The organism is Micromonospora sp. LOL_015 (assembly GCF_048060275.1).
Lineage (GTDB): Bacteria > Actinomycetota > Actinomycetes > Mycobacteriales > Micromonosporaceae > Micromonospora_E.
The window spans coordinates 1-18,305 of record NZ_JBHMIO010000066.1; the positions used below are offsets into that span (position 1 = coordinate 1).

Annotated in this window: 18 protein-coding genes and 5 pseudogenes; 12 read left to right on the forward strand and 11 right to left on the reverse strand. The window is 71.5% G+C overall.

The window, feature by feature from the left end; all coding sequences use genetic code 11:
* Nucleotides 1-2: 2 nt before the first annotated feature.
* Nucleotides 3-917 (reverse strand): hypothetical protein, encoded by a 915-nt coding sequence (locus tag ACFHWU_RS26845; RefSeq protein WP_416591988.1) that lies wholly within the window; start codon nucleotides 915-917, stop codon nucleotides 3-5.
* 132 nt (nucleotides 918-1,049) lie between these two features.
* Entirely contained in the window at nucleotides 1,050-1,676 is a 627-nt protein-coding gene (locus ACFHWU_RS26850; protein WP_416591989.1) for a DUF1349 domain-containing protein, read from the reverse strand.
* On the opposite strand from ACFHWU_RS26850, the gene ACFHWU_RS26855 reads away from it, so the two are divergent.
* The 3 genes from ACFHWU_RS26855 (at nucleotide 1,665) to ACFHWU_RS26865 (ending at nucleotide 3,158) form a co-directional block, all read left to right on the forward strand.
* The gene (locus ACFHWU_RS26855; protein ID WP_416557209.1) at nucleotides 1,665-1,823 is read left to right on the forward strand and encodes a hypothetical protein; all 159 of its coding nucleotides are present in this window, start codon (nucleotides 1,665-1,667) and stop codon (nucleotides 1,821-1,823) included. The genes ACFHWU_RS26850 and ACFHWU_RS26855 overlap by 12 nt on opposite strands.
* A 30-nt stretch (nucleotides 1,824-1,853) precedes the next feature.
* Entirely contained in the window at nucleotides 1,854-2,933 is a 1,080-nt protein-coding gene (locus ACFHWU_RS26860; protein ID WP_416557547.1) for a MerR family DNA-binding transcriptional regulator, read from the forward strand.
* 84 nt (nucleotides 2,934-3,017) lie between these two features.
* The gene (locus ACFHWU_RS26865; RefSeq protein ID WP_416557546.1) at nucleotides 3,018-3,158 is read left to right on the forward strand and encodes a hypothetical protein; all 141 of its coding nucleotides are present in this window, start codon (nucleotides 3,018-3,020) and stop codon (nucleotides 3,156-3,158) included.
* 385 nt (nucleotides 3,159-3,543) lie between these two features.
* Here ACFHWU_RS26865 and ACFHWU_RS26870 read toward each other — a convergent pair whose 3' ends face one another.
* From ACFHWU_RS26870 to ACFHWU_RS26880, 3 genes are all read right to left on the reverse strand, one after another.
* Nucleotides 3,544-4,473 carry a diacylglycerol/lipid kinase family protein gene (locus tag ACFHWU_RS26870; protein ID WP_416557545.1) on the reverse strand — a complete coding sequence of 310 codons (930 nt, stop codon included), beginning with the start codon at nucleotides 4,471-4,473 and terminating at the stop codon, nucleotides 3,544-3,546.
* 84 nt (nucleotides 4,474-4,557) lie between these two features.
* Nucleotides 4,558-8,862 carry a S8 family serine peptidase gene (locus ACFHWU_RS26875; RefSeq protein ID WP_416591990.1) on the reverse strand — a complete coding sequence of 1,435 codons (4,305 nt, stop codon included), beginning with the start codon at nucleotides 8,860-8,862 and terminating at the stop codon, nucleotides 4,558-4,560.
* Between the two features lie 141 nt (nucleotides 8,863-9,003).
* Nucleotides 9,004-10,323 carry a hypothetical protein gene (locus ACFHWU_RS26880; protein ID WP_416569196.1) on the reverse strand — a complete coding sequence of 440 codons (1,320 nt, stop codon included), beginning with the start codon at nucleotides 10,321-10,323 and terminating at the stop codon, nucleotides 9,004-9,006.
* 207 nt (nucleotides 10,324-10,530) lie between these two features.
* Between ACFHWU_RS26880 and ACFHWU_RS26885 the strand changes: the two genes are divergently transcribed.
* From ACFHWU_RS26885 to ACFHWU_RS26895, 3 genes and pseudogenes are all read left to right on the forward strand, one after another.
* Nucleotides 10,531-11,157 carry a GNAT family N-acetyltransferase gene (locus ACFHWU_RS26885; protein WP_416557542.1) on the forward strand — a complete coding sequence of 209 codons (627 nt, stop codon included), beginning with the start codon at nucleotides 10,531-10,533 and terminating at the stop codon, nucleotides 11,155-11,157.
* Nucleotides 11,158-11,195: 38 nt separating this feature from the next.
* Nucleotides 11,196-11,497, forward strand: a pseudogene (locus tag ACFHWU_RS26890) (methyltransferase domain-containing protein); the annotation flags it as partial.
* Between the two features lie 96 nt (nucleotides 11,498-11,593).
* The gene (locus tag ACFHWU_RS26895) at nucleotides 11,594-11,956 is read left to right on the forward strand and encodes an MmcQ/YjbR family DNA-binding protein (protein ID WP_416591996.1); all 363 of its coding nucleotides are present in this window, start codon (nucleotides 11,594-11,596) and stop codon (nucleotides 11,954-11,956) included.
* 18 nt (nucleotides 11,957-11,974) lie between these two features.
* On the opposite strand, the gene ACFHWU_RS26900 is transcribed toward ACFHWU_RS26895, so the two are convergent.
* Entirely contained in the window at nucleotides 11,975-12,310 is a 336-nt protein-coding gene (locus ACFHWU_RS26900) for a nitroreductase/quinone reductase family protein (protein ID WP_416557602.1), read from the reverse strand.
* 85 nt (nucleotides 12,311-12,395) lie between these two features.
* Here ACFHWU_RS26900 and ACFHWU_RS26905 point away from each other — a divergent pair.
* Nucleotides 12,396-12,656, forward strand: a pseudogene (locus tag ACFHWU_RS26905) (maleylpyruvate isomerase N-terminal domain-containing protein); the annotation flags it as partial.
* 256 nt (nucleotides 12,657-12,912) lie between these two features.
* Here ACFHWU_RS26905 and ACFHWU_RS26910 read toward each other — a convergent pair.
* Complete coding sequence (locus ACFHWU_RS26910; protein WP_416591991.1) at nucleotides 12,913-14,991, reverse strand: alpha-glucuronidase; 2,079 nt, start codon at nucleotides 14,989-14,991, stop codon at nucleotides 12,913-12,915.
* 106 nt (nucleotides 14,992-15,097) lie between these two features.
* Between ACFHWU_RS26910 and ACFHWU_RS26915 the strand changes: the two genes are divergently transcribed.
* Both ACFHWU_RS26915 and ACFHWU_RS26920 read left to right on the forward strand, forming a co-directional pair.
* Nucleotides 15,098-15,301: a hypothetical protein gene (locus ACFHWU_RS26915; protein ID WP_416557600.1), complete on the forward strand. Its 204-nt coding sequence runs from the start codon at nucleotides 15,098-15,100 to the stop codon at nucleotides 15,299-15,301.
* A pseudogene (locus ACFHWU_RS26920) lies at nucleotides 15,262-15,363 on the forward strand (DUF456 family protein); the annotation flags it as partial. The gene ACFHWU_RS26915 and the pseudogene ACFHWU_RS26920, both read left to right, overlap by 40 nt.
* Before the next feature lie 144 nt (nucleotides 15,364-15,507).
* Here ACFHWU_RS26920 and ACFHWU_RS26925 read toward each other — a convergent pair.
* Together ACFHWU_RS26925 and ACFHWU_RS26930 are read right to left on the reverse strand one after the other, a co-directional pair.
* A complete protein-coding gene (locus ACFHWU_RS26925; protein WP_416591997.1) occupies nucleotides 15,508-15,900 on the reverse strand; it encodes an aldo/keto reductase in 393 nt (130 codons plus the stop codon).
* Complete coding sequence (locus ACFHWU_RS26930; protein WP_416591992.1) at nucleotides 15,852-15,974, reverse strand: hypothetical protein; 123 nt, start codon at nucleotides 15,972-15,974, stop codon at nucleotides 15,852-15,854. The genes ACFHWU_RS26925 and ACFHWU_RS26930 overlap by 49 nt, the downstream gene beginning before the upstream one ends.
* A 12-nt stretch (nucleotides 15,975-15,986) precedes the next feature.
* On the opposite strand from ACFHWU_RS26930, the gene ACFHWU_RS26935 reads away from it, so the two are divergent.
* From ACFHWU_RS26935 to rpmF, 3 genes and pseudogenes are all read left to right on the forward strand, one after another.
* Nucleotides 15,987-16,397 carry an AraC family transcriptional regulator gene (locus tag ACFHWU_RS26935; RefSeq protein ID WP_416591993.1) on the forward strand — a complete coding sequence of 137 codons (411 nt, stop codon included), beginning with the start codon at nucleotides 15,987-15,989 and terminating at the stop codon, nucleotides 16,395-16,397.
* 25 nt (nucleotides 16,398-16,422) lie between these two features.
* A pseudogene (locus ACFHWU_RS26940) lies at nucleotides 16,423-16,494 on the forward strand (transcriptional regulator); the annotation flags it as partial.
* A gap of 274 nt (nucleotides 16,495-16,768) precedes the next feature.
* Nucleotides 16,769-16,861 (forward strand): 50S ribosomal protein L32, encoded by a 93-nt coding sequence (rpmF, locus tag ACFHWU_RS26945; RefSeq protein ID WP_416591994.1) that lies wholly within the window; start codon nucleotides 16,769-16,771, stop codon nucleotides 16,859-16,861.
* A gap of 49 nt (nucleotides 16,862-16,910) precedes the next feature.
* Here the strand turns inward: rpmF and ACFHWU_RS26950 are convergent.
* Nucleotides 16,911-17,102 (reverse strand): annotated as a pseudogene (locus ACFHWU_RS26950) (IS630 family transposase); the annotation flags it as partial.
* Nucleotides 17,103-17,347: 245 nt separating this feature from the next.
* Complete coding sequence (locus ACFHWU_RS26955; protein ID WP_416591995.1) at nucleotides 17,348-18,208, reverse strand: alpha/beta fold hydrolase; 861 nt, start codon at nucleotides 18,206-18,208, stop codon at nucleotides 17,348-17,350.
* Between the last annotated feature and the right edge of the window lie 97 nt (nucleotides 18,209-18,305).

Genomic DNA, 18,305 nt, shown 5'->3' on the forward strand with positions numbered 1-18,305 from the left:
AGTCATACCGAGCCGGGCGACCGAGCAGTCCCCGGCTGGGGACGATCAAAAAGGTAACGGGGCGGCCCGGTATGCGCTGGCGAGCAACGCGTGCGCGGCCGGTGCCAGCCGCCGTCCGTCGGCGTACGCCGACGCCGTGGGCAGTACGTCGACGGCGACCGTCGCCAGCTGCACCGCCGCCTCCAACGACAGCCCGGACAGCCACCGCGTCGATGCGGTCCAGAGCAACGCCGGATCGCTGGTGTCGTCGCCGTCTCCAGCGGTGTCGCCTGCCCGGCCCCGGCGGTGTGCCGCTGCGCCACCGCTGTCAGCGTCGGTTGGGCCGCCCGGTCCAGCCAGTCGTCGGCCGGCACCCACAGCAGGCCCCGGTCCCGCACGGTCAGCAGCACCAGCCGCGCCAGGCTGCGACCCATCTCCGGCGGGAACGGCACCGGGCCACCGGCCATCGACAGCAGCCCGTCGACCACCCGCAACTCGGCCTCCAGCGCCTGCCGGGCCTGGCCCGGCGGCAGGCCGGCGGCGATCACCGCCGCCGGTACGAAGCCCTCGACGACCCGGCCGTCGACGAAGTTCAGCAACGCCGACACCACCGCTGCACTGTGTACGTACCCACTGTCGACGCTGTCGTCCGCGTCGTTGCCGCCCGCGTCGGGATGGCCGTAGTAGCCCAGTGCGGCGTTGGCCGAGGCGATCGCGAGCTGTGGGTCACCGTCCGGTGCCAGCGTCACGGCGTTGGACGCCAGCACCCGGGCCAGGTCCCGGCGTCGCGGGTGGGCCGGATCGCCGCCGGTCACCGACAGACAGGCCAGGACCGCTGCGTCAACGTCGACCTCTGCCGAGGCGGCCCATCCCCGTACCGACTGGGCGAGACCACGGCGGGCCAGCACGTCGGCCAGCGTCAGCTCCGCGTCGGGCACGGCACCGACCAGCCCGGCGTACGCGCGTACCGCGTCGTCCAGCGCCGCCGCCGCCGGATCCCGGTCGGCGAGGTGCAGCGAGCCGAGCCGGTAGCACAGGCCACCCAGCCCGGTCCGGGACCACCGTCCGGGTCACCGCCCACCGCGCAGATCGTCCGGAACCACGTCGTCCAGACTGATCTGCTCGAACGTGGCGGTGCAGCGGTCACCGGTGGGCGACTGGGCGAGGAGGCCGACCCGGGTCGGCGCATCGGCGGCACCGGTCAGCCGGAACAGTCGGGCGAACTGCCACGACATGCCGTCGACTGAGTAGTGGAACGCGTACGCCGACCCCTTGCGCAGCACCCGGAGGTGGACGCTGGACGCCTCGACGGTGACCGCGTTGGCGTCGTCGGAGGTGCCGTTGGTCACCACGGTCACCACCATCGGCCGACCCTGCGGTGAGTACTCGAAGCACAGCTTCGCCCAGTGTTCCTCGTCGATGCGCAGGCACAGCACGCCGGCGTCGAACGCGGCCGTGAAGTCGACCGTGACCCGGGCGGAGAGCGCGAACTCGCCGTCCGGGCAGGCGAACAGCAGCGCCGGGGCGTTGTGGGTGCGGTACTCGCCGACCGGGTCGACGAACCAGTCGGTGCCGGGGCCGGCGGTGAGCGACAGGGCCTGCCGACCGGCGTGATGATCCGCTGCCACCGGCGTGTGCTGCCAGGCGAGCGGCGGCAGCCCGGCGATCGCGGGCGGTGCAGGTGCGTGCGGGGTCATCCTGCCTCCCGGCGGGGCACGTCGGTCTCGTTGGACGCGCACATCGATCTGGTCGGAACCGCAATGCTGCCACGGGCCGGCATCCCGCCGCTGGCCCGGCCCGTCGGCTCCGGTACCCGGCTGGCCTTGACCCTCGACCTGGTCTAGGCCGCAGAGTCCATGGACGTGGAGAGCGACATGCACAGCATCGGCGAGACGGCCCGCGCCAGCGGGCTGACCGTCAGCGCGCTGCGGTTCTACGACGCCGCCGGCGTGCTGGTGCCGGCCGCGGTGGATCCGCGCACCGGCTACCGGTGGTACGCCGTGAGTCAGCTGCGCGCCGCCCGGCTGCTGGCCGGGCTGCGCCGGGTCAGCCTGCCGCTGGCCGAGATCACCGAGGCGGTCCGGGCGTTGCCCGACGTCACGGTGGCCCGGCGGCTGCTCGACGTGCACCTGCGCCGGCTGCAGGACGGGCTGGCCGATGCCCGTCGGGAGCTCTCCCGCATCCATGCCCTGCTCGATGCCGAGGAGAATCGGACGATCATGACCACCACCACCCACGTCACCGTCGACGCCGCCGACCTGGCCGGCGCGCTGGACGCCGTACGGTTCGCCGTCGGCATCGACCCCGAGATTCCCGCCCTGGCCGGGGTGCACGTCGAGGTCTCCGCCGACGCCGTACGGTTCGCCGCGACCGACCGTTACCGCATTGCGGTCGCCGAACTCGTCCCGACGGCGGTCGACGGCCCAGCGGCGTCGGTCCTGGTGCCCGGCGGCTTCGTGACCGGCGTACGCAGCCAGGTCGACCGTAACCCAACAGCGGAACTTGCCTTCGGTCCGGACGGCGTCAACGCCTCCGCCCCGGGCTGGCGGATCACCACCGACCCGCTGGACCACGACTTTCCCGACTACCGGCCGTTGCTGCCGGTCCGGGGCGCCGAGGGCCGACGGCAGGTCACCGTGGACGCCACCGAGTTGCGACGGGCGCTGGAGCCGGGCCGTGCCCCGGCGGTGGTACGCGAACACCTCGGCGTCACCCACCCGGTCGCGGTGCTGGCGGCGACCGACGACGGCACCGTCGAATGCGTCGACGAGGCGGCCTGGCACGCCGCACCGGATCGGTACGTCGCGGTGAACCGGGAGTTCCTGCTGCAGGCGGTGGCGGCCGCCGGCGGCGGTCAGCTGGTGCTGGACCTGGACGGACCGATCCGGCCGCTGGCCGTGCGACTGCCCGACGACGACCGGAGCTGTTCGCTGCTGATGCCGATCCGGCACTGACGTCGGCGCGGTCCGGCCCGAGGCAGCGGGCCGGACCGCGCCGCGCGCGGCCGGGGGTGGGCGAACGCGTCGTAGAGTGGTCAGATGAGTGGCGAGGTCGTGCCGTCGCGGCGGGAACTGCGGATGTCCGATGCGGACCGGGAACCCTTCGTCGCCAATTTACCTGCGGTCGACTCGGTCAACCCGGTCGCCGCCGGCGACGTGGTCGAGTCCGGCGGTGCCTGAACAGAGCGCGACGGCCCACATGTCGTCATCACTGGTAGTACCGCGGCTGGCACCCCGTGTGCGGTGCGAGTACCGGTTCCGGCGGTGGCGTTGGTAGCTGGCGGGTCCGCCGCCATGCCTGGAGCAGCCAGCGGCCGGGTGGTGCCGCCAGGCGTGCGGCCGACCGCCTGGGCCTGCGGTGACGGAGGAAGACTCGGCAGAAACAGCCAGACCGGTCGGACCACTGACCGGAGATGGACCCGCCGTATCGCGGCGGCGACGGTCGACACCAGCGCATGGTACGTGCTGCGTCGAACTACATGTCCACCGCCGACGATGGCCTGGCCCTCCAGTGGGGCGAGACCGGCGGCCAGCCGGAGTCGTGCGGCCCGACCGCGCGGTCGGGTCAGTGGTCGACGGTCCCCGCGGCGGCCATCACCCGCAACGCGTTGGCGTCGACCCGCAGCCGGATCGGGGTCTCGCCACACACCTCACCGTCGATCTCCACCGGCGCCGGCCGGTCCGTTTCGACCAGCAGTTCGCCGACCGCGAGGAACGGGTCGTGCCGCAGGGTACGCCGGTGACCGGTCGCCGCGTTGCGTACCGTCGCGGCCAGCAGGCTGTGCCGGGTCGCACCACCGACCGGGTACGCCACCAGCAGCCGGTCGTCGGCGTTGGCGTCCGCGGTGATCGGCCGGCCGGCCTGGTGACCGCCGTTGGCGACGTACAGCTGGTGGGTCTGGAAGTCCCGGTTGCTGCCGGCGGTGCGGACGCTGACCCGTAGCGGACGGTGCCGGGCCATCAACGCCGCCGCCGTCGTCGGATAGGCGAACTTGCCGACCACCCGTTTCAGCCGGGGCGGGGTGCGCAGCATCACCTCGGCGGACAACCCGATGCCGACATGGTTGACGAACGGCAGGTCACCGGCGAGGCCGAGATCGACGTCGATCACCTTGCCGGAGCTGATGACCCGGACCGCCGCATCCAGGTCGATCGGGATCCCGAGGGTACGGGCGAAGTTGTTGGTGGTGCCCAACGGCAGCAGCCCGAGCGCGATGTCGCGGTGGGCGAGCAGCCGGGCGGCGGCCCCGATGGTGCCGTCCCCACCGCCGGCGATCAGCAGGTCCGGGGCCATTCGGACTGCCTCGTCCAGGCTGCGTTCCAGCTCACCCGGCTCGTCGACCGGGTAGCTGGCGATCAGCTCGAATCCGGCGTCGGTCAGCCGCCGGACGGCGTCGGTGTAGAACTGGCGGCCCTGGCGGGACCTGGCGTTGACGATCAGCACCGCCCGCTGTCGCTGCCGGATGGCGTCGCTCAACTCCTGCTTGGTCCGCACGGCCAGACCTTATCCTCACCGGCCGCGCGACCCCCGGGCCCGGGGGTCGCGCGGCCGGTGAGGATCCTTACCTGCCGGACGTCGTCAGCCCACCGTCACCGCCGAGCTGGCGGTCACCGCCACCGCATCGCCGGCCAGCTGATGGGTGAAGGTGAACGCGCCGGGCCGGCGGGTGCGTACGTGCAGCTCCCAGGTCAGGTCGGTGCCGGCGGTCAGCGCCACCTCTGGCGAGATCGTCCCGACCAGAGCACCGTCCTGCACCGTCAGCGGAGTCCGCACCCAGGCCCCGTCGACCCGCAGCTGCACCGCGACGTCGCGGGCCAGCAGGTCACCGTCGGGGTGGGTGATCGTCAGCGTCGACTCGGCGGTGCCCTGGTCGATCCCGCTCGGGTTGACCACCCGGACCTCCGGGTGGAACCAGCCGTCCACCTCGGCGGTCTGCGGGTAGGTCGAGGTGATCGTCGCCGCCTCGGCCAGCACCAGGGACGACTCGGCGTCGACCAGCCCGCTGTACCAGCCGGTGTCCAGCTCCAGCTGGAGCTGGTACCGACCGGGCTGCGGGTCGTCGACCTCGAATCCGTACGGCTGGGCCGCCCAGTCGAGGTAACCGGCCCGGATCTCGGCCCCGGTCGGGTCGGACAGCCGCAGCACCGGCCGGGCCTCGTTTGGCGCCAACGCCCGCACCGCCGGCACGACGTCCTCCAGGCGGGTCACCGCCGGCAGGTCGGCGAACGGCCGTACGTCGGTGGCGCGCACCGTCGCGAACGGGTGTCCGTGCGCGTCGGTCACCGACCAGTCCACCTCGACCGAGCCCGGCTCCGGGGTTGACGCGGCCAGTTCGACCTGCGCCGTGCCGCCGAAGCCGAACGTGGCGTCGAGCGGGTCGACCCAGTCCATCTCCGGCAGGATCTCGCTGACCAGCCACCAGTCACGTTCCAACCGGGGCAGCTGGTGCACGGTGACCGCCTGGTAGCTGTCCAGCGTCGCGACCAGCGGTCCGGGCCCGAACGAGTACGCCCACGGCGCGGTGCCGGCCGGGCGCAGGTAGACGGTCGCCTCATGGTCGCCGCCGACCAGGTCGGCGGCGAGGTCCACCCGGGTCGACAGATCCTGGGCCGCCTCGGCCCCGGCCGGCCCACCGGCCAGCACCCGGGGCGCGAACAGCACCTCGTCGTCGTCGAACACCGTGATCGCCTTGTGCAGCAGGTACGACGTACCACCGTCGGCCGCGGCCTTGCGCACCACCAGGGTGTAGCGGTCGACGGCGGCCGGAGTCTCGAAGGTGAGGGTGCCGGCGTCGTCGGTCGCACCGACCGGGATCACGGCGCCGTCGTGGACCAGCTCGACCGCGGCGTCGGCCAGCGGGCCGGGCTCGGCGTCCGGAGCGTCGACGGTACGCGCGGTGAGGCTCACCCGGGGCGGACGCACCCGGAACGACCCGGTCAGGTACTCGAGCGTCACGGCGTAGTTGCCGAGCTCGGCCCGTTGCACCGTCCAGCTGACCGTCTGGTTGACGCCGGAGCCGAGGTTGACCGTGGTGGTCGCCGCCGACTCACCGTCGACCCGCAGCACCGCCTGGTACGGACCGGCCGCCGCGCCGATGTTCTTAACCTGGGCGGTGACCCGTACCGGTTCGTTGCTCTTCACCACCTCCGGGTCGACCGTCAACCCGTGCACGGCGAAGTACGGCTGCCCTTCCTCGGCCGGGCGGGCTGCCCAGTCGATCGCGTCGAGGAACACCTGGGTGGCCTGCTCGGTCCAGTCGACCGGGCCGCGGGTCACCGACACACCGTGGGTGGACAGCAGGACGTGCCGGTTGGTGGCCCGCTGGTCGACGCCGATGCCGCCGCCGTAGATCCCGGTGGTGTCGCTGCGTCCCAGGTCGGCGAGGGTCTGCCGGCCGTCGCCGGAGTAGTCGCCGAACCAGGCGATCCACTTGGCCTGGGTGCTGTCGTCCAGCGGGATCCGGTCACCGACGGCGTACCCGTCGAGGATCGGGTGTTCGGCGGTCACCTCGTAGTACGACTCGGCCACGCCGGTACCGCCGGTGATGGAGCCGGTCGAGACGGGCTGCCCGGTGTGCTGGGACAGCTGCCGGATGCCGTTGCCGGTGCTGTAGGCGTGGTCGGTGAAGATCACCCCGGTGCCGGCGGCGTCGGTGGCGTCCAGGAACGCCTGGAAGGTCGCCTCGTCGTAGTCGCTGCTCACCCCGTAGCCGAGCACCACGACCGGATGGTCGGCGGCGGCCACCAGCTCGTCCCAGTCGTAGCTCACCGTCTCGATGCCGCGCGGGGCGAAGATCTCGTCGGCGTACGTGTCGACGTAGCTGCCGACCAGGGCGACCGTCTGCGGCGGCGGGCTGAGCGTGAAGTCGGCGGTGACCGCGCCGCCTTCCGGAATGGCCACCTCGACGGCCGGGGAGACGTCGAACCGGGGATGCTCGGCGGTGACCCGGTAGCTGCCGGCCGGCAGTTCGAGCCGGTAGCTACCGTCGGTGCCGGTGACCACCGGGCTGCCGACCGGCGCGCCGTCGGTGGAGACCGTGACCGTCACCCCGGGTACGCCGTGGCCGCTCTCGTCGAACGTCGCGGCACCGGTGACCACCCCGATCGGCAGCGGCACCATTGCCAGGTCGACGGTGGTGAACGACTCCTCGACCACGACGACGTCGGGGACGCTGGCGGTCTCGTGACCGAACGCGGTGGCGGTCAGCGTGTAGCTGCCCGGCGCCAGCCGCAGGGTGAAGCTGCCGTCGTCACCGGTACGCACCGAGGCCCCGCCCGGCGTGACGGTGACCGTGGCGTCGGCGACCGGGGCGCCGGTGCCGGCGGTGGTGACCTGGCCGGTGACGCCGCTGTCGAGCGCCACCTGCACGGCGGCGGCGTACGCGTCGATCCGGCCGTGGCCGTAGCGGGTGTCCGGTGCCACGTCGGCGTACCGGTCGTCCCAGAAGGCGGTGTCGATCAGCGCGGTACGGGTCGCGTCGACGCTGAGCTCCGGTGCGCCCTGCAGCAGCAGCGCGGCGACCGCGCTGGTGTGCGGGGTCGCCATCGAGGTGCCGCTGGCGTAGCGGTAGCTGCCGTCCGGGTGGGCCGACCACACCTCGTCGCCCGGGGCGGACAGGTCCGGGGTGACCCAGCTGTCCGGCCAGTCCGCGGGTGGGCTGGCCCAGCTGGACTTGTTGACCACGTTGCCGCAGGAGAAGTCGGCGACGTTGTCGTCGATGTCGGTGGCGCCGACGCCGACGGCCTCGTAGACGTTGCCGGGGCTGGACGAACCGACGCCGCAGCTGCCGAAGATGTCCTCGTTGCCGATGGCGAACGACGGGAATGCGCCAGCGGCGACGATCGCCCGGGTCGGGGCGACCATCTCCGTCGCGTAGGTCGCCGCGCCGAGCGACATGCTGACCACGTCGGCCGGCCGGCCCGCCGGGTTGCCGGCGGAGTCGGTCGGTGCGACCGCCCACTGCATGCCGGCGGCGACCTGGGCGAAGGAGCCGCTTCCGTCGGGGATCACCAGGCCGTGCGCCATCTCGGCGCCGGGGGCACCGCCGATTGTCACGCCGGACGCCGCACCACCGTGGATGGTGCCGGAGACGTGCGTACCGTGGGTGGACGAGTCGTGCGGCTCGGAGGCCACCAGACCGCCGGCAGAGTTGAACTCCATCCAGCCACCCGGGTAGGTCGGGTCGGTCGGGTCGTCGGTGGCCATCTTGCCGACCAGGTCGGGGTGGTCGATGGCGACCCCGGTGTCGAGGGTGACCACCCGGACGCCGGTGCCGTCCAGACCGAGCTCGGTCCAGACCTTTTCGACGCCGATGCGGTCCATGCCCCAGGTGATCCGGTCGTCGATGATCGACGCGGCCGGGTCGGCGGCGGCGGTCATCTCGGTCTCCGGCACGCTCAGGGTGAAGTTCGGCAGCACCCGTTGCACACCGGGCAGGCTCGCCAGCGCCGACAGCCGGGAGGCGTCGGCGGTGAACTCGACGAGCAGCATGTTGGTGATCCAGAAGCGGTTGACCACCCGTACGTCGCCGGCGGTCTCGGCGTGCTCCTCCAGCGCCGTCTCGACCTCGGCCTGGATTTCCTCGGAGTGGGCGCGCAGCTGGTCGACGGCGGTGTCCGGGTTGGTCGGATAGCGTTGCGGGTTGGGCAGCATCAGCAGCGCCTGGACCCGGTCGCCGGTCGATTCGGCGACTGTGGTCTGTAGCTCCTCGGCGACTGCGGCGGCGCCGGCACCGGGGGCGTCGGCACCGCCGTCGGTGGGCGCGGCCGAGACGGGCAGTGGTACGCCGAGCAGCCCGCCGGCCAGCACGGCACCAGCGGTGACGGCCAGCAGGCGGCGTGCCCGGGGCAATAGTCGTGGTAGGGAGGGCTTGCGTCCTGACATCGATCGTCTCCTGGATCGCAGGGCCGGGATCAACCGGTTGGCATCGAAGATCGTTGAACGCCAATGGCGAACATGTTGATGTCGATGACTCCTCGCCGTCAACCCCTCACGATCCGAAATGGGGTCTACCGCCCATACGCGTCAGTTGGCGGTCAGCACCTCGTAGAGGTCGGGTCGACAGTTCAGCGCGGCCTCCCGAAGTGCGGCGACCCGGGCCGGCTGTTCGTCCGCCGGCAGCGACCGCAGCGTGGCCAGCGCCTCGTCGACCATGCCCTGTACGGGATCCCAGAACTCGTCCGGTGCCGCGTCCCGGCCCGCGAGCCAGAGGCCGGCCGCCGCCCGGGCCGCCTGAATCGGCTCCCAGCCCTCGACGTCGCCGGGAGCGGCACCGCACGCGACGGTCCCGGCGCCGTCGAGGATTTCGGCTTCGAGCGTGCGCAGCCCGGTGGCGATCGTTCCGTCGCCGTAGATGAGCAGATGGAAATTGGCCGTCTTCCGGCGCTCCACAGTCGAGGCTCCGTGCGGGCCGACCCGCTGCACGACGGCGGTTGGCGGGTCGGGCAGCTTGGCCAGCAGAGCCAACGCCCGCCGGGCCGGCCCGACCAGCTCCGGCAGGACCGACGCGTCGACCCGGCTGACGCAGACCCGGGGTGTCCCGTCGGCGCAGACCAGTTCGGTGGCCCGTAGGTCGGGGTGCGCAGCCTCATTGACCGGTGGCAGCACGATCAGGGCGACGAGCAGCCCGGCGACGCCCGGCAGCACGGCGAGCAGCCGGGACCGGCGAGTGGCGGCGGCGTACACCGCCCACCCGGTCGCCGCCAGAGCGACGTACCACACCAGCATGCCCGCGACGGCTCGGTCGTCGATCGTGGAGTAGCCGTCAACCGGCCCGAGGGATGTCGGGCTGAGCAGCAACGCCCGGTTGTCGCCGCTGTCGGCCAGCAACTGCAGTGCGACGACGGCGGCGAGCGCACCCATGGCGAGCAGCGGGGCGGTCAGCCGGGACGGCAGCAGCCGACCCAGGCCGAGGCCGAGCAGACCGGCCGCCGCGACGCTCGCCGCGCCGAGCAGCACCGGCCAGACCCAGCCGGCCGGCTGATGGTCTGCGGCCAGCGCCGCGAGGGCCAGCACCTCGAGCACTCCGCCGGTGAATCCGCCGGCGAGGCAGCCGACGAGCGCGACCGCCCGGGGTGCCACCCGGGCCAGGCCTGGTCGGGCGCTCGTCGCGATCAGCTCGGTCATCCTGCTGGCGTGGTCCCGGCGCCCGTGCCAGGCACCGACCGCGAGCGCGAGCGGCCAGATCAGTTCCAGCGTGTCGTGATGGGCCAGCACCCCCGCCATCCAGTACCCGTCCCAGCGTTCCCCGTCGACGGCCAACGAGGCCGCCGCGAACGCCAGCCCGACACCGAACCACACCACCGCGGTACGGCGCAGTTCCACGAAGAGAATCCGACCCGTCACCCTCGTCGCCCCGTCCTGTCGTCGTTCCTGTCGTCGTTCACAACTGGCAAGACGGACCGGGCGACGGGCCCGGCTTTGAGCGTCGATGTGAGCTGGATCTCACGTCCGTCGACCGGCTGGCTCAGCTGCTGGACGGCCCGGCAAATCGGATGGCGGCGGGTGTGGTGGCAGGCGATCGACGGTGGGCGTGGTGGCAGCATGGGCGGCATGCCGACCGTGCAGCAGTCCGCCCTGCATTCCGAAGATCCCGCCCTGCATCCTGACTATCCGGTCCGCACCGAGCGGCTGCTGCTGCGACCGCTGGCCGGCGACGACGTCGACGCGCTGCTCGCCTACCGCAGCCTGCCGGCCGTCTGCCGGTACGTGCCGCTCGAGCCGATGACCCGCGACGTCGTCGTCCAGCGGCTCGCCACCCAGTGGGCCAACACCGGCCTCAGCGACGAAGGTCAGGCCCTCACCCTCGGCGTCGAGGTGGCCGCCACCGGCCGGCTGATCGGGGACGTCGTGCTCTTCTGGCGCAGCCGAATCCATCGCGGCGGCGAGATCGGGTACGTCGTACACCCGGACGCCGCCGGCCGGGGCTACGCCACCGAGGCGGCACGGGCGCTGCTCGGTCTCGGCTTCGACCACCTGGGCCTGCACCGGATCGTGGCCCGGGTCGACGAGCGCAACGAGGCGTCGGCCCGGCTGGCCCGACGCCTCGGGATGCGTCAGGAGGCCCGGCTGGTGCGCAACGAACTGTTCAAAGGCGAATGGAGTACGGAACTCGACTTCGCGATGCTGGCCGACGAGTGGGCGGCGTACCGCGACGGTCGGACGCCGGCCCGGCCGTGACGCCGGTCGGACATCGGATCGGCCGGGAGGAGACAGCGATGTGGGATCCGGCCGCCTACCTGCGCTTCACCGACCACCGCTCCCGCCCGTTCGCTGATTTGCTGGCCAGGGTCGCCGTCGCCGACCCGGCCGTGGTCGTCGACCTCGGCTGCGAGCCGGGCACCCTCGCCGTCCACCTTGCAGACCGTTGGTCGGGAGCCACCGTGACCGGGATCGACTCGTCGACCGAGATGGTCGCCGCCGCCCGGGCGCTCGGGTCACCGGTCCGGTTCAGGTGCCGGGCAACTTCGACGCCCCGTCGCATAAGGCGATCCGATCGGTGGCGGCGGACGCTCGATGGCTCGTCACGTTCCCGTTCCGAGGGTGTTCGTGGTGGCGACGGAGCCGGCTGGCTAACCTGTGGGGGTGCGAAGCGCGGTGCGGTACGGGTGCCCCGATGGCTGACGCCGATGACGTCCGGCGACTGGCGTCGGCCCTACCGCAGGTCGTCGAGATCGACAGCGATGGATTTGACTTTGGGGTCGCCGGGAAGGGCCTCGTCTGGTCCTATCCGGAGCGTCGGCCCGGCAAGCCACGGGTGATCCGGACCGACGTCGCCGTGCTGTACGTCGGCGACGAGGCGGAGAAGCAGGCGTTGCTGCTCGGCGAGCCCGACCTGTTCTTCACCACACCCGGCTACGACGGACTGCCGCTGGTGATGCTCCGGCTGGCGCGGGTCGACGTCGACCGGCTAGCCGAACTCGTCACCGACGCCTGGCGGATGCGCGCCCCGGACGGGGTGGAGCTGCCGTCGAGCTGAGCCGGCGCACCGCGCCGGTCAGGAGTCCAGTTCGACGGTCACCGTGACCCGGCCGCGGTCGTCGCGGCGGGCGACGGCATGACCGGATCGGTCGATCCCTTCCAGGTGCAGCGAAACCGGGCCACCGGCACCGGTGAAGTTGTGCCACCACTTCTTGGCGTCTGGCACTACGACGGTGATGGTGATGGTGCCGTCGGCCCGGCGGTAGCCGACCGGGGTACTGAACGTGCGACCGGACCGGCGTCCGGTGTAGGTAATCATCGTGATGCGCCGACGGACCAGCCGCCCCCACCGTGGCGACGAGTACAGGGCTGCGGTACAGGCGTTGACCCGGTCGACGAGTCGCTGCGGCAACGGACCTCGATACCCCACCTGACCTCCGAAAATTAAGAACTCCACTGGAATCTAGCAGAACGGGTACTTCTGCGACCTCGTCGCGCAGATCGGCGCCTACCAGTGGAGCGCCCCGACGCCGTGCTCCGAGTGGGACGTACGGGCGCTGGTCGACCACGTGGTCCGCGGTAACCTCGCGGTGGTCCCGGTGCTTGACGGCATCGACCTTGCCGAACTCGGCAGGCTCGACATCGCCCGGCCAGACTTCGACGTACTGGGCCACGATCCGGGTCCCACCACGGACCACCAGATCCAACTGCTCGCACTGCTGGGCCGTGATCCGCGAGCCTGGGACCGGTCAGCATAGCGGTTCGTCGTTCTGATGATCGTTTGATGCTCTGCTGGGCGACACGCCGGGATTCTCCCAGCAAGCCATCAAATGATCATGGCGCGGGGGAGCTCCGCTGTCACCCTGCGGCTGTTCCGGCTCGACGGTGAACACGACGTCGAGCACATGACTACGACGAAAGGCGAGGTGCTGACCGCCGAGCGGCCGTCCCGTTCCGCATCGGCTCCGGCGCACTGCTCGCCGGGTGACCGGGCTCGACCGGTGACGAGGCCGGTCAGTGGATCCGGCGGCCGAGCGCGTCGGGTATGCCGGACTTGCGGAAGAAGTAGGTGTTGATCTGGTCGCGCCACTCCCGCGCCGAGCGGACTTGCTCGTCGAGACGGTCGGCGACCCGGGCGTACAGGGCCGGGTCGAGGCCGGTGTCGGCGATGTCCAGCCACCGCTCCCGCATGGCGATCGCCTCGTCGACTCCGGCGAAGTGAGTGTCGTAGATGTGCTGGATGACCGTCGAGCCGCTGTGCAGCAGGTGGTCGTACGGCACGTGGTGGAAGAACAGCAGCAACTCGTCGGGGCAATCGGTCAACGACTCGTACACCTCCGACCAGGGCTTCGGGTACTGGCCGGTGTAGCCGGTGCCGGTGGCCCGGGTCCGGTCCACGCCGACGCCGTCGCGGTCGGCGAAGTGGTAGGTGCCCCATCGGGAGTACTCGTACCCGTCGACGGACGGACCGTAGTGGTTGCCGGGGCTGACCATGAAGCCGACACCCAGCGGCGCGGTGTACCGCTCGTAGGTACGCCACGAACCGTCCATTATCGCGTGCAGCGCCTGCCGCAACCGCCCCGGATCGGCGACGCTGCCGGCCGCGTCGCCGACGGGGAAGGTCAGGTCGATCCACTCGTCGAGCAGCGCGGCCGGGTCGGCGGTCGGATCCCAGCCGAGCCGGCCGAACGCGTACAGGTTGGCCTGGGCGAGCGGATGTCCGCACCAGAACGGGTCGTCGCCGACGTTCGACACGGCGGCCAGGGTGCCGCCACGCCTGGCGATTGCGGCGACCGACGAACCCAGGTCACCGCTGATGTCACCGTCGGCTTCCAGGCTGTCGCCGTCGAACCGGAAGCCGAGTATCTCACTCCACAGCGGAGGTAGATAGCAGACGTGCAGCTGGTGCCCGGTGTACTCCTGGGTGACCTGCAGCTCCACGGCCAGCCGGGTAGCCGGCATCGCGCCGATCACCGGCGACACCGGCTCCCGGGGCTGGAAGTCGATTGGCCCGTACTTGACCTGCACGATCGCGTTGTCGCGGAACTGGCCGTCGAGCGGGGCGAATTGGTCGTACGCGGCCCGCGCCCGGTCGGTGGTGCGGTCCCGCCAGTCCTGCCGGTGGTTGTAGACGAACGCCCGCCAGTGCGCCACCCCGCCGTACGGGGCGAGGGCGTCGGCGAGCAGGTTGGCGCCGTCAGCGTGACTGCGCCCGTACGCGAACGGGCCGGGCTGGCCCTCCGAGTCGGCCTTCACCACAAATCCGCCGAAGTCGGGCACCCTGGCGTAGACCTGGGCGGTGGTTGCCGCCCACCAGTCGCGTACCGCCTCGTCGAGCGGGTCGGCCGTGGCCAGGCCGCCAAGCACCATCGGCGCGGCGAAGGTCACCGACAGGTGCAACCGGATGCCGTACGGGCGGAAGATGCCGGCGAACGTGGCGACGTCGTCGAGCCGGTCGGTGAGCAGCCGCGCCTCGGTACGCCCCACGTTGACGTTGTTGATGGTGACCGCGTTGACGCCGCTGGCGGCGAGCAACCGGGCGTACGCCCGGACCCGGTCGGTGTCGTCGGTGATCGCGCCGTCCCGCCAGAAGATCGACCCGCCGGCGTAGCCCCGCTCCACCTGCCCCATCACCGGGTGCACGTCGACGTTGTCCCAGTGGTCGAGCATCCGCCGCCGGATCGCCGGCCGGTGCGTCCGCGTCGCCATGTCGTCGCCGAACGCCGACTCGCCGAGCCGGACCACGTGGAACAGCCCGTACAGCAGCCCTGCGGGAGCGGCGGCGGTGACCGTGGTGAGGCTGCCGGCCCGGCCGATCGTGTAGCCCTCCTCACCGAGGTCGTCGACCGCACCGGCTGTCGCCCCGGGACCGGCGGCACCGGTCAACGCCAGCATCAGGTCCGCCTCACCGTCGACCGACAGCCGGGTCACCGATCCGCCAAACCGGTCGCAGGCCGCCTGCACCTCGGCGTACACGGTGGCGACGGACTTCTCCGTGCCGGAGACCAGAGTGTGCCGCGACCCGATGGCGCGCCACGCCTGCGCCGGCAGCCAGGCCGGATGAACATCGTCTGCCGGTGCAGCAGCGGCCACGCGATCCTCCCGAGGTTTCGGACATTGTTTCGGATCCGTAGCCGAATCGCAGCCCTCTGCCGCCGCCGGGTTCGCCACACTGGCGGCCGTCGGTCACCCTGTCGGTGTGGATCTCGACGACACGCAGACGCTGGTCGTCCTGCTCAGCGGCCTGGCCATTCTGGTCGGGCTGATCGGCGTGATCGTGCCGATCCTGCCCGGTCTGCTGCTCTGCTGCTCTGCTGGGCCGGCGTACCCAACCGGTCGCTGCTGGTCGGCGGCGAGCTGGGCCTGGTCGGCTTCTTCTTCGTCCCGGTACTCGGCCTGGTGATCGGCTTCGTGCTCGGCGTCTGGCTGGCCGAGCGGCAGCGGCTCGGTGACTTCGCCGCCGCCTGGCCGGCCACGAAGCGGGCGGTGCTGGCGGTCGGGCTGGCGATGCTGATCGAGCTGGTGCCGCGCTCGCCATCGCCGGACTGTGGCTGCTCGGCCAGCTCGTGGCCTGAACCACGAGCAGATCGAGCCGCGCGTCGAATGTCATCAGACCGGCATCCGGGCGGCCGGGTAGCGGGAGCCGGCCGCGCCGTGCGGCAGGATCTGGCGGATCCGGTCGACCTCGGCCACGGTGAGCGGTACGGCGGCCGCCGCCACGTTCTCGGCGAGCCGTTGCGGGTTGCGGGTGCCCAGGGTCGGCACGATGTCATCGCCCTGGGCAAGCAGCCAGGCCAGGGCGAGCTGGGTGACCGCGACGCCCTTGGCGGCGGCCATCGTGGTCAGCTCGCGCACCGCGGCCAGGTTCTGTTCGTAGTTGCCCGGCTGCCAGCGTTCGTCCCCGGTCCGCATGTCCCCGTCCGGGTATTCGGCGGCGGGCCGGACCGCGCCGGTCAGGAAGCCGCAGCCGAGCGGCGAGTACGCAACGAACCCGATGCCCAGCTCGCGGACCGTCGCAGCACCTGCGGCTCCACCGCCCGCTCGAACACCGAGTACTCGGTCTGCAGCACCGACACCGGGTGGACGGCGTGCGCCCGCCGGATGACGTCACCCGGCACTGCCGCCCGGTGCCGGCGGTCGAGAGCGCCGTGCCCCGGCTGCGGCTGGTCCGCTTCGACGACGAGCGGGCCGGGCCGACCGATCTGCTGTACGAGCCGATGGTCTGCTTCGTGGCCCGGTGCGCGAAACGCAGCACCGCCGGTGAGCGCAGCTGGCTGGTCGGCCGGGGGGCGATGTTCCTCAGCTCGGTGGAGCTGCCGGTAACCGCCGTGTTCGAGCAGGTGCCGTACCGGTCGGCGGTGCTGCGTCTGGCCGAGCGAATGCTCGCCGATTTGCTGCTGGAGATGGACGAGCCACCGCCGCCGGCCGGGTCGGCAGAGCCGGCCGCGTTGACCACCGCTGCGATGACCCCGGGGATCGTGGGCGCTGCTGCAGGGTGAGTCGTCGGTCGCCTGCCTGGCCGAGCTGGTCGGTGCCGCGCCGACGGCGGTCAGCCAGCAGCTGGCCAAGCTGCGGCTGGCCGGGCTGGTCCGGGGGCGGCGGGAAGGCACCTTCGTCTACTACTCGGCCGCCGACGTGCATGTCCGGCAGTTGCTGGCCGAGGCGCTGTTCCACGCCGACCACGCCGATCGTGACCTGCCCGATCACGGTCCGGGGGGCGTGCCCCCGACCACGACGGGTGACCGGCCGCTGTGGGTGACCGGTCGACCGGCTGGTGGTCGGTCGGCGGTTCCGGTCGCCCGACCGGCCGGCGATCTTAATGAAAAGAGCTACCGTTATCTCCTGTGTGGAAATGAGAGGAGGCCGTTCCATGGCCGTACCGAAGCGCCGTACCTCGCGGCCGAACACCCGCCACCGTCGCGCCCAGTGGAGGGCGGCGGCACCGATGCGGTGGACAGCTTGAACGTGTCGGTACGGTGGGGCTTGAGGCCGAAGTCGTGCCAGATCCGCCCGATCGTGGACTTGGGCAACCCGGACCTGTCCGCCATCGACCCGCGGGACCAGTGGGTGGCGTCACGTGGCGTCTGCTTCAGGGTCGCGACCACCACATCCTCGACCCGGTCAAGGCTGATCGACGGCGGGCGGCCCGGCCGTTCCTCGTCCACCAGGCCGTCCAGCGTAGTTTCAGGAAACGCCGCCGCCACTTACTCCACAGCGGACAAATGTACGCCGAGACTCGATGCGACGTCCGTGTTCGACGCCCCTTCGGCGCACGCCAGGATGATCCGTGCACGCATCGCCAGAACCTGTGACGACGTCGCCCGCCGTGACCAGCGGGTCAACGTAGTCCGCTCTTCGTCGGTCAGCGTCAGCGGCGGGGTGGGACGACCAGTTCTCGGCATCCCCCCCCACCCTACCCACTTATCAGGCGAATTTCCGGCGCAGGACACTAGATAACGCGTCCAATCACCTCATCAACGAGGCTCAGTACCTGTTCGGGGTGCTCGTCCGGCACCAGGTGCCCCGCGCCTGGCAGCACCTCCATGTCGACGCCAAGGGACCGTGACACCGCCCGTCGTAGTCGCGATGGCGGAAGGAACACGTCGCGCTCACCCGTCGCTACCGCCATCGGTACCCCGGCCGCCCGCTGTAGCGTGGCGACGGGCAACGGGAGGGGCGCGAGGCTGGACCGGCACTCGCGGGCCACCAGGGTCATCCAATCTGTCAGGACAGGCGATGGATGTTCGCCCGGTCCATGCATCATCCGCAGCAGGCGAGCACTACGGCTGCTGGTCGGTTGGGTCAGCCATGGCAGGGTCGCGGCCAACACTCCGGCAGTAACGCGTAACCGGACGACGCCAGCCGGCGAAACGAGAACCCGACCCACGACTCGTGGCGAGTCGCAGGCCAGCGCGATACCGCCGCCGAGGGAGTGGCCGACGATCACCACCGGCCCGATCGCCGCTCGGTCGAGAAACTCGCCAAGCCATCGGCCATACCACGCCAGCCCTCCCCGGTCCGGACGCTCGGCCGCGCTGAGACCGGGTTGTCCCGGAACGTCCAAGACCCACACAGGCCACCGCTGCGCCAACGTTTCCGTCAACGGCAGGCACGTCGCCGCGTTGAAGTTCGTACCCGGCAGCACGACCACGGACGGCGCCCCCTCACCGGCGGACACCACATGCGTATCGCCCCTGCTGGTTGCCACCGAGAACCGCTGGTGCGGCACCGTCCAGCGATCAAGCTGATCAGAACACCAACCCTGAAGCCGGCTTTGTCCCTGGACACTGCGGTAGATGGAAGTCACCATCCCACTATCTCCCACCGCCTAGTGCCGTGACCACCCCCTCCTGGATCAACCAGGTCGTGCGACACGCAAGTCGCATGAGTACAGCGACACTCATCGA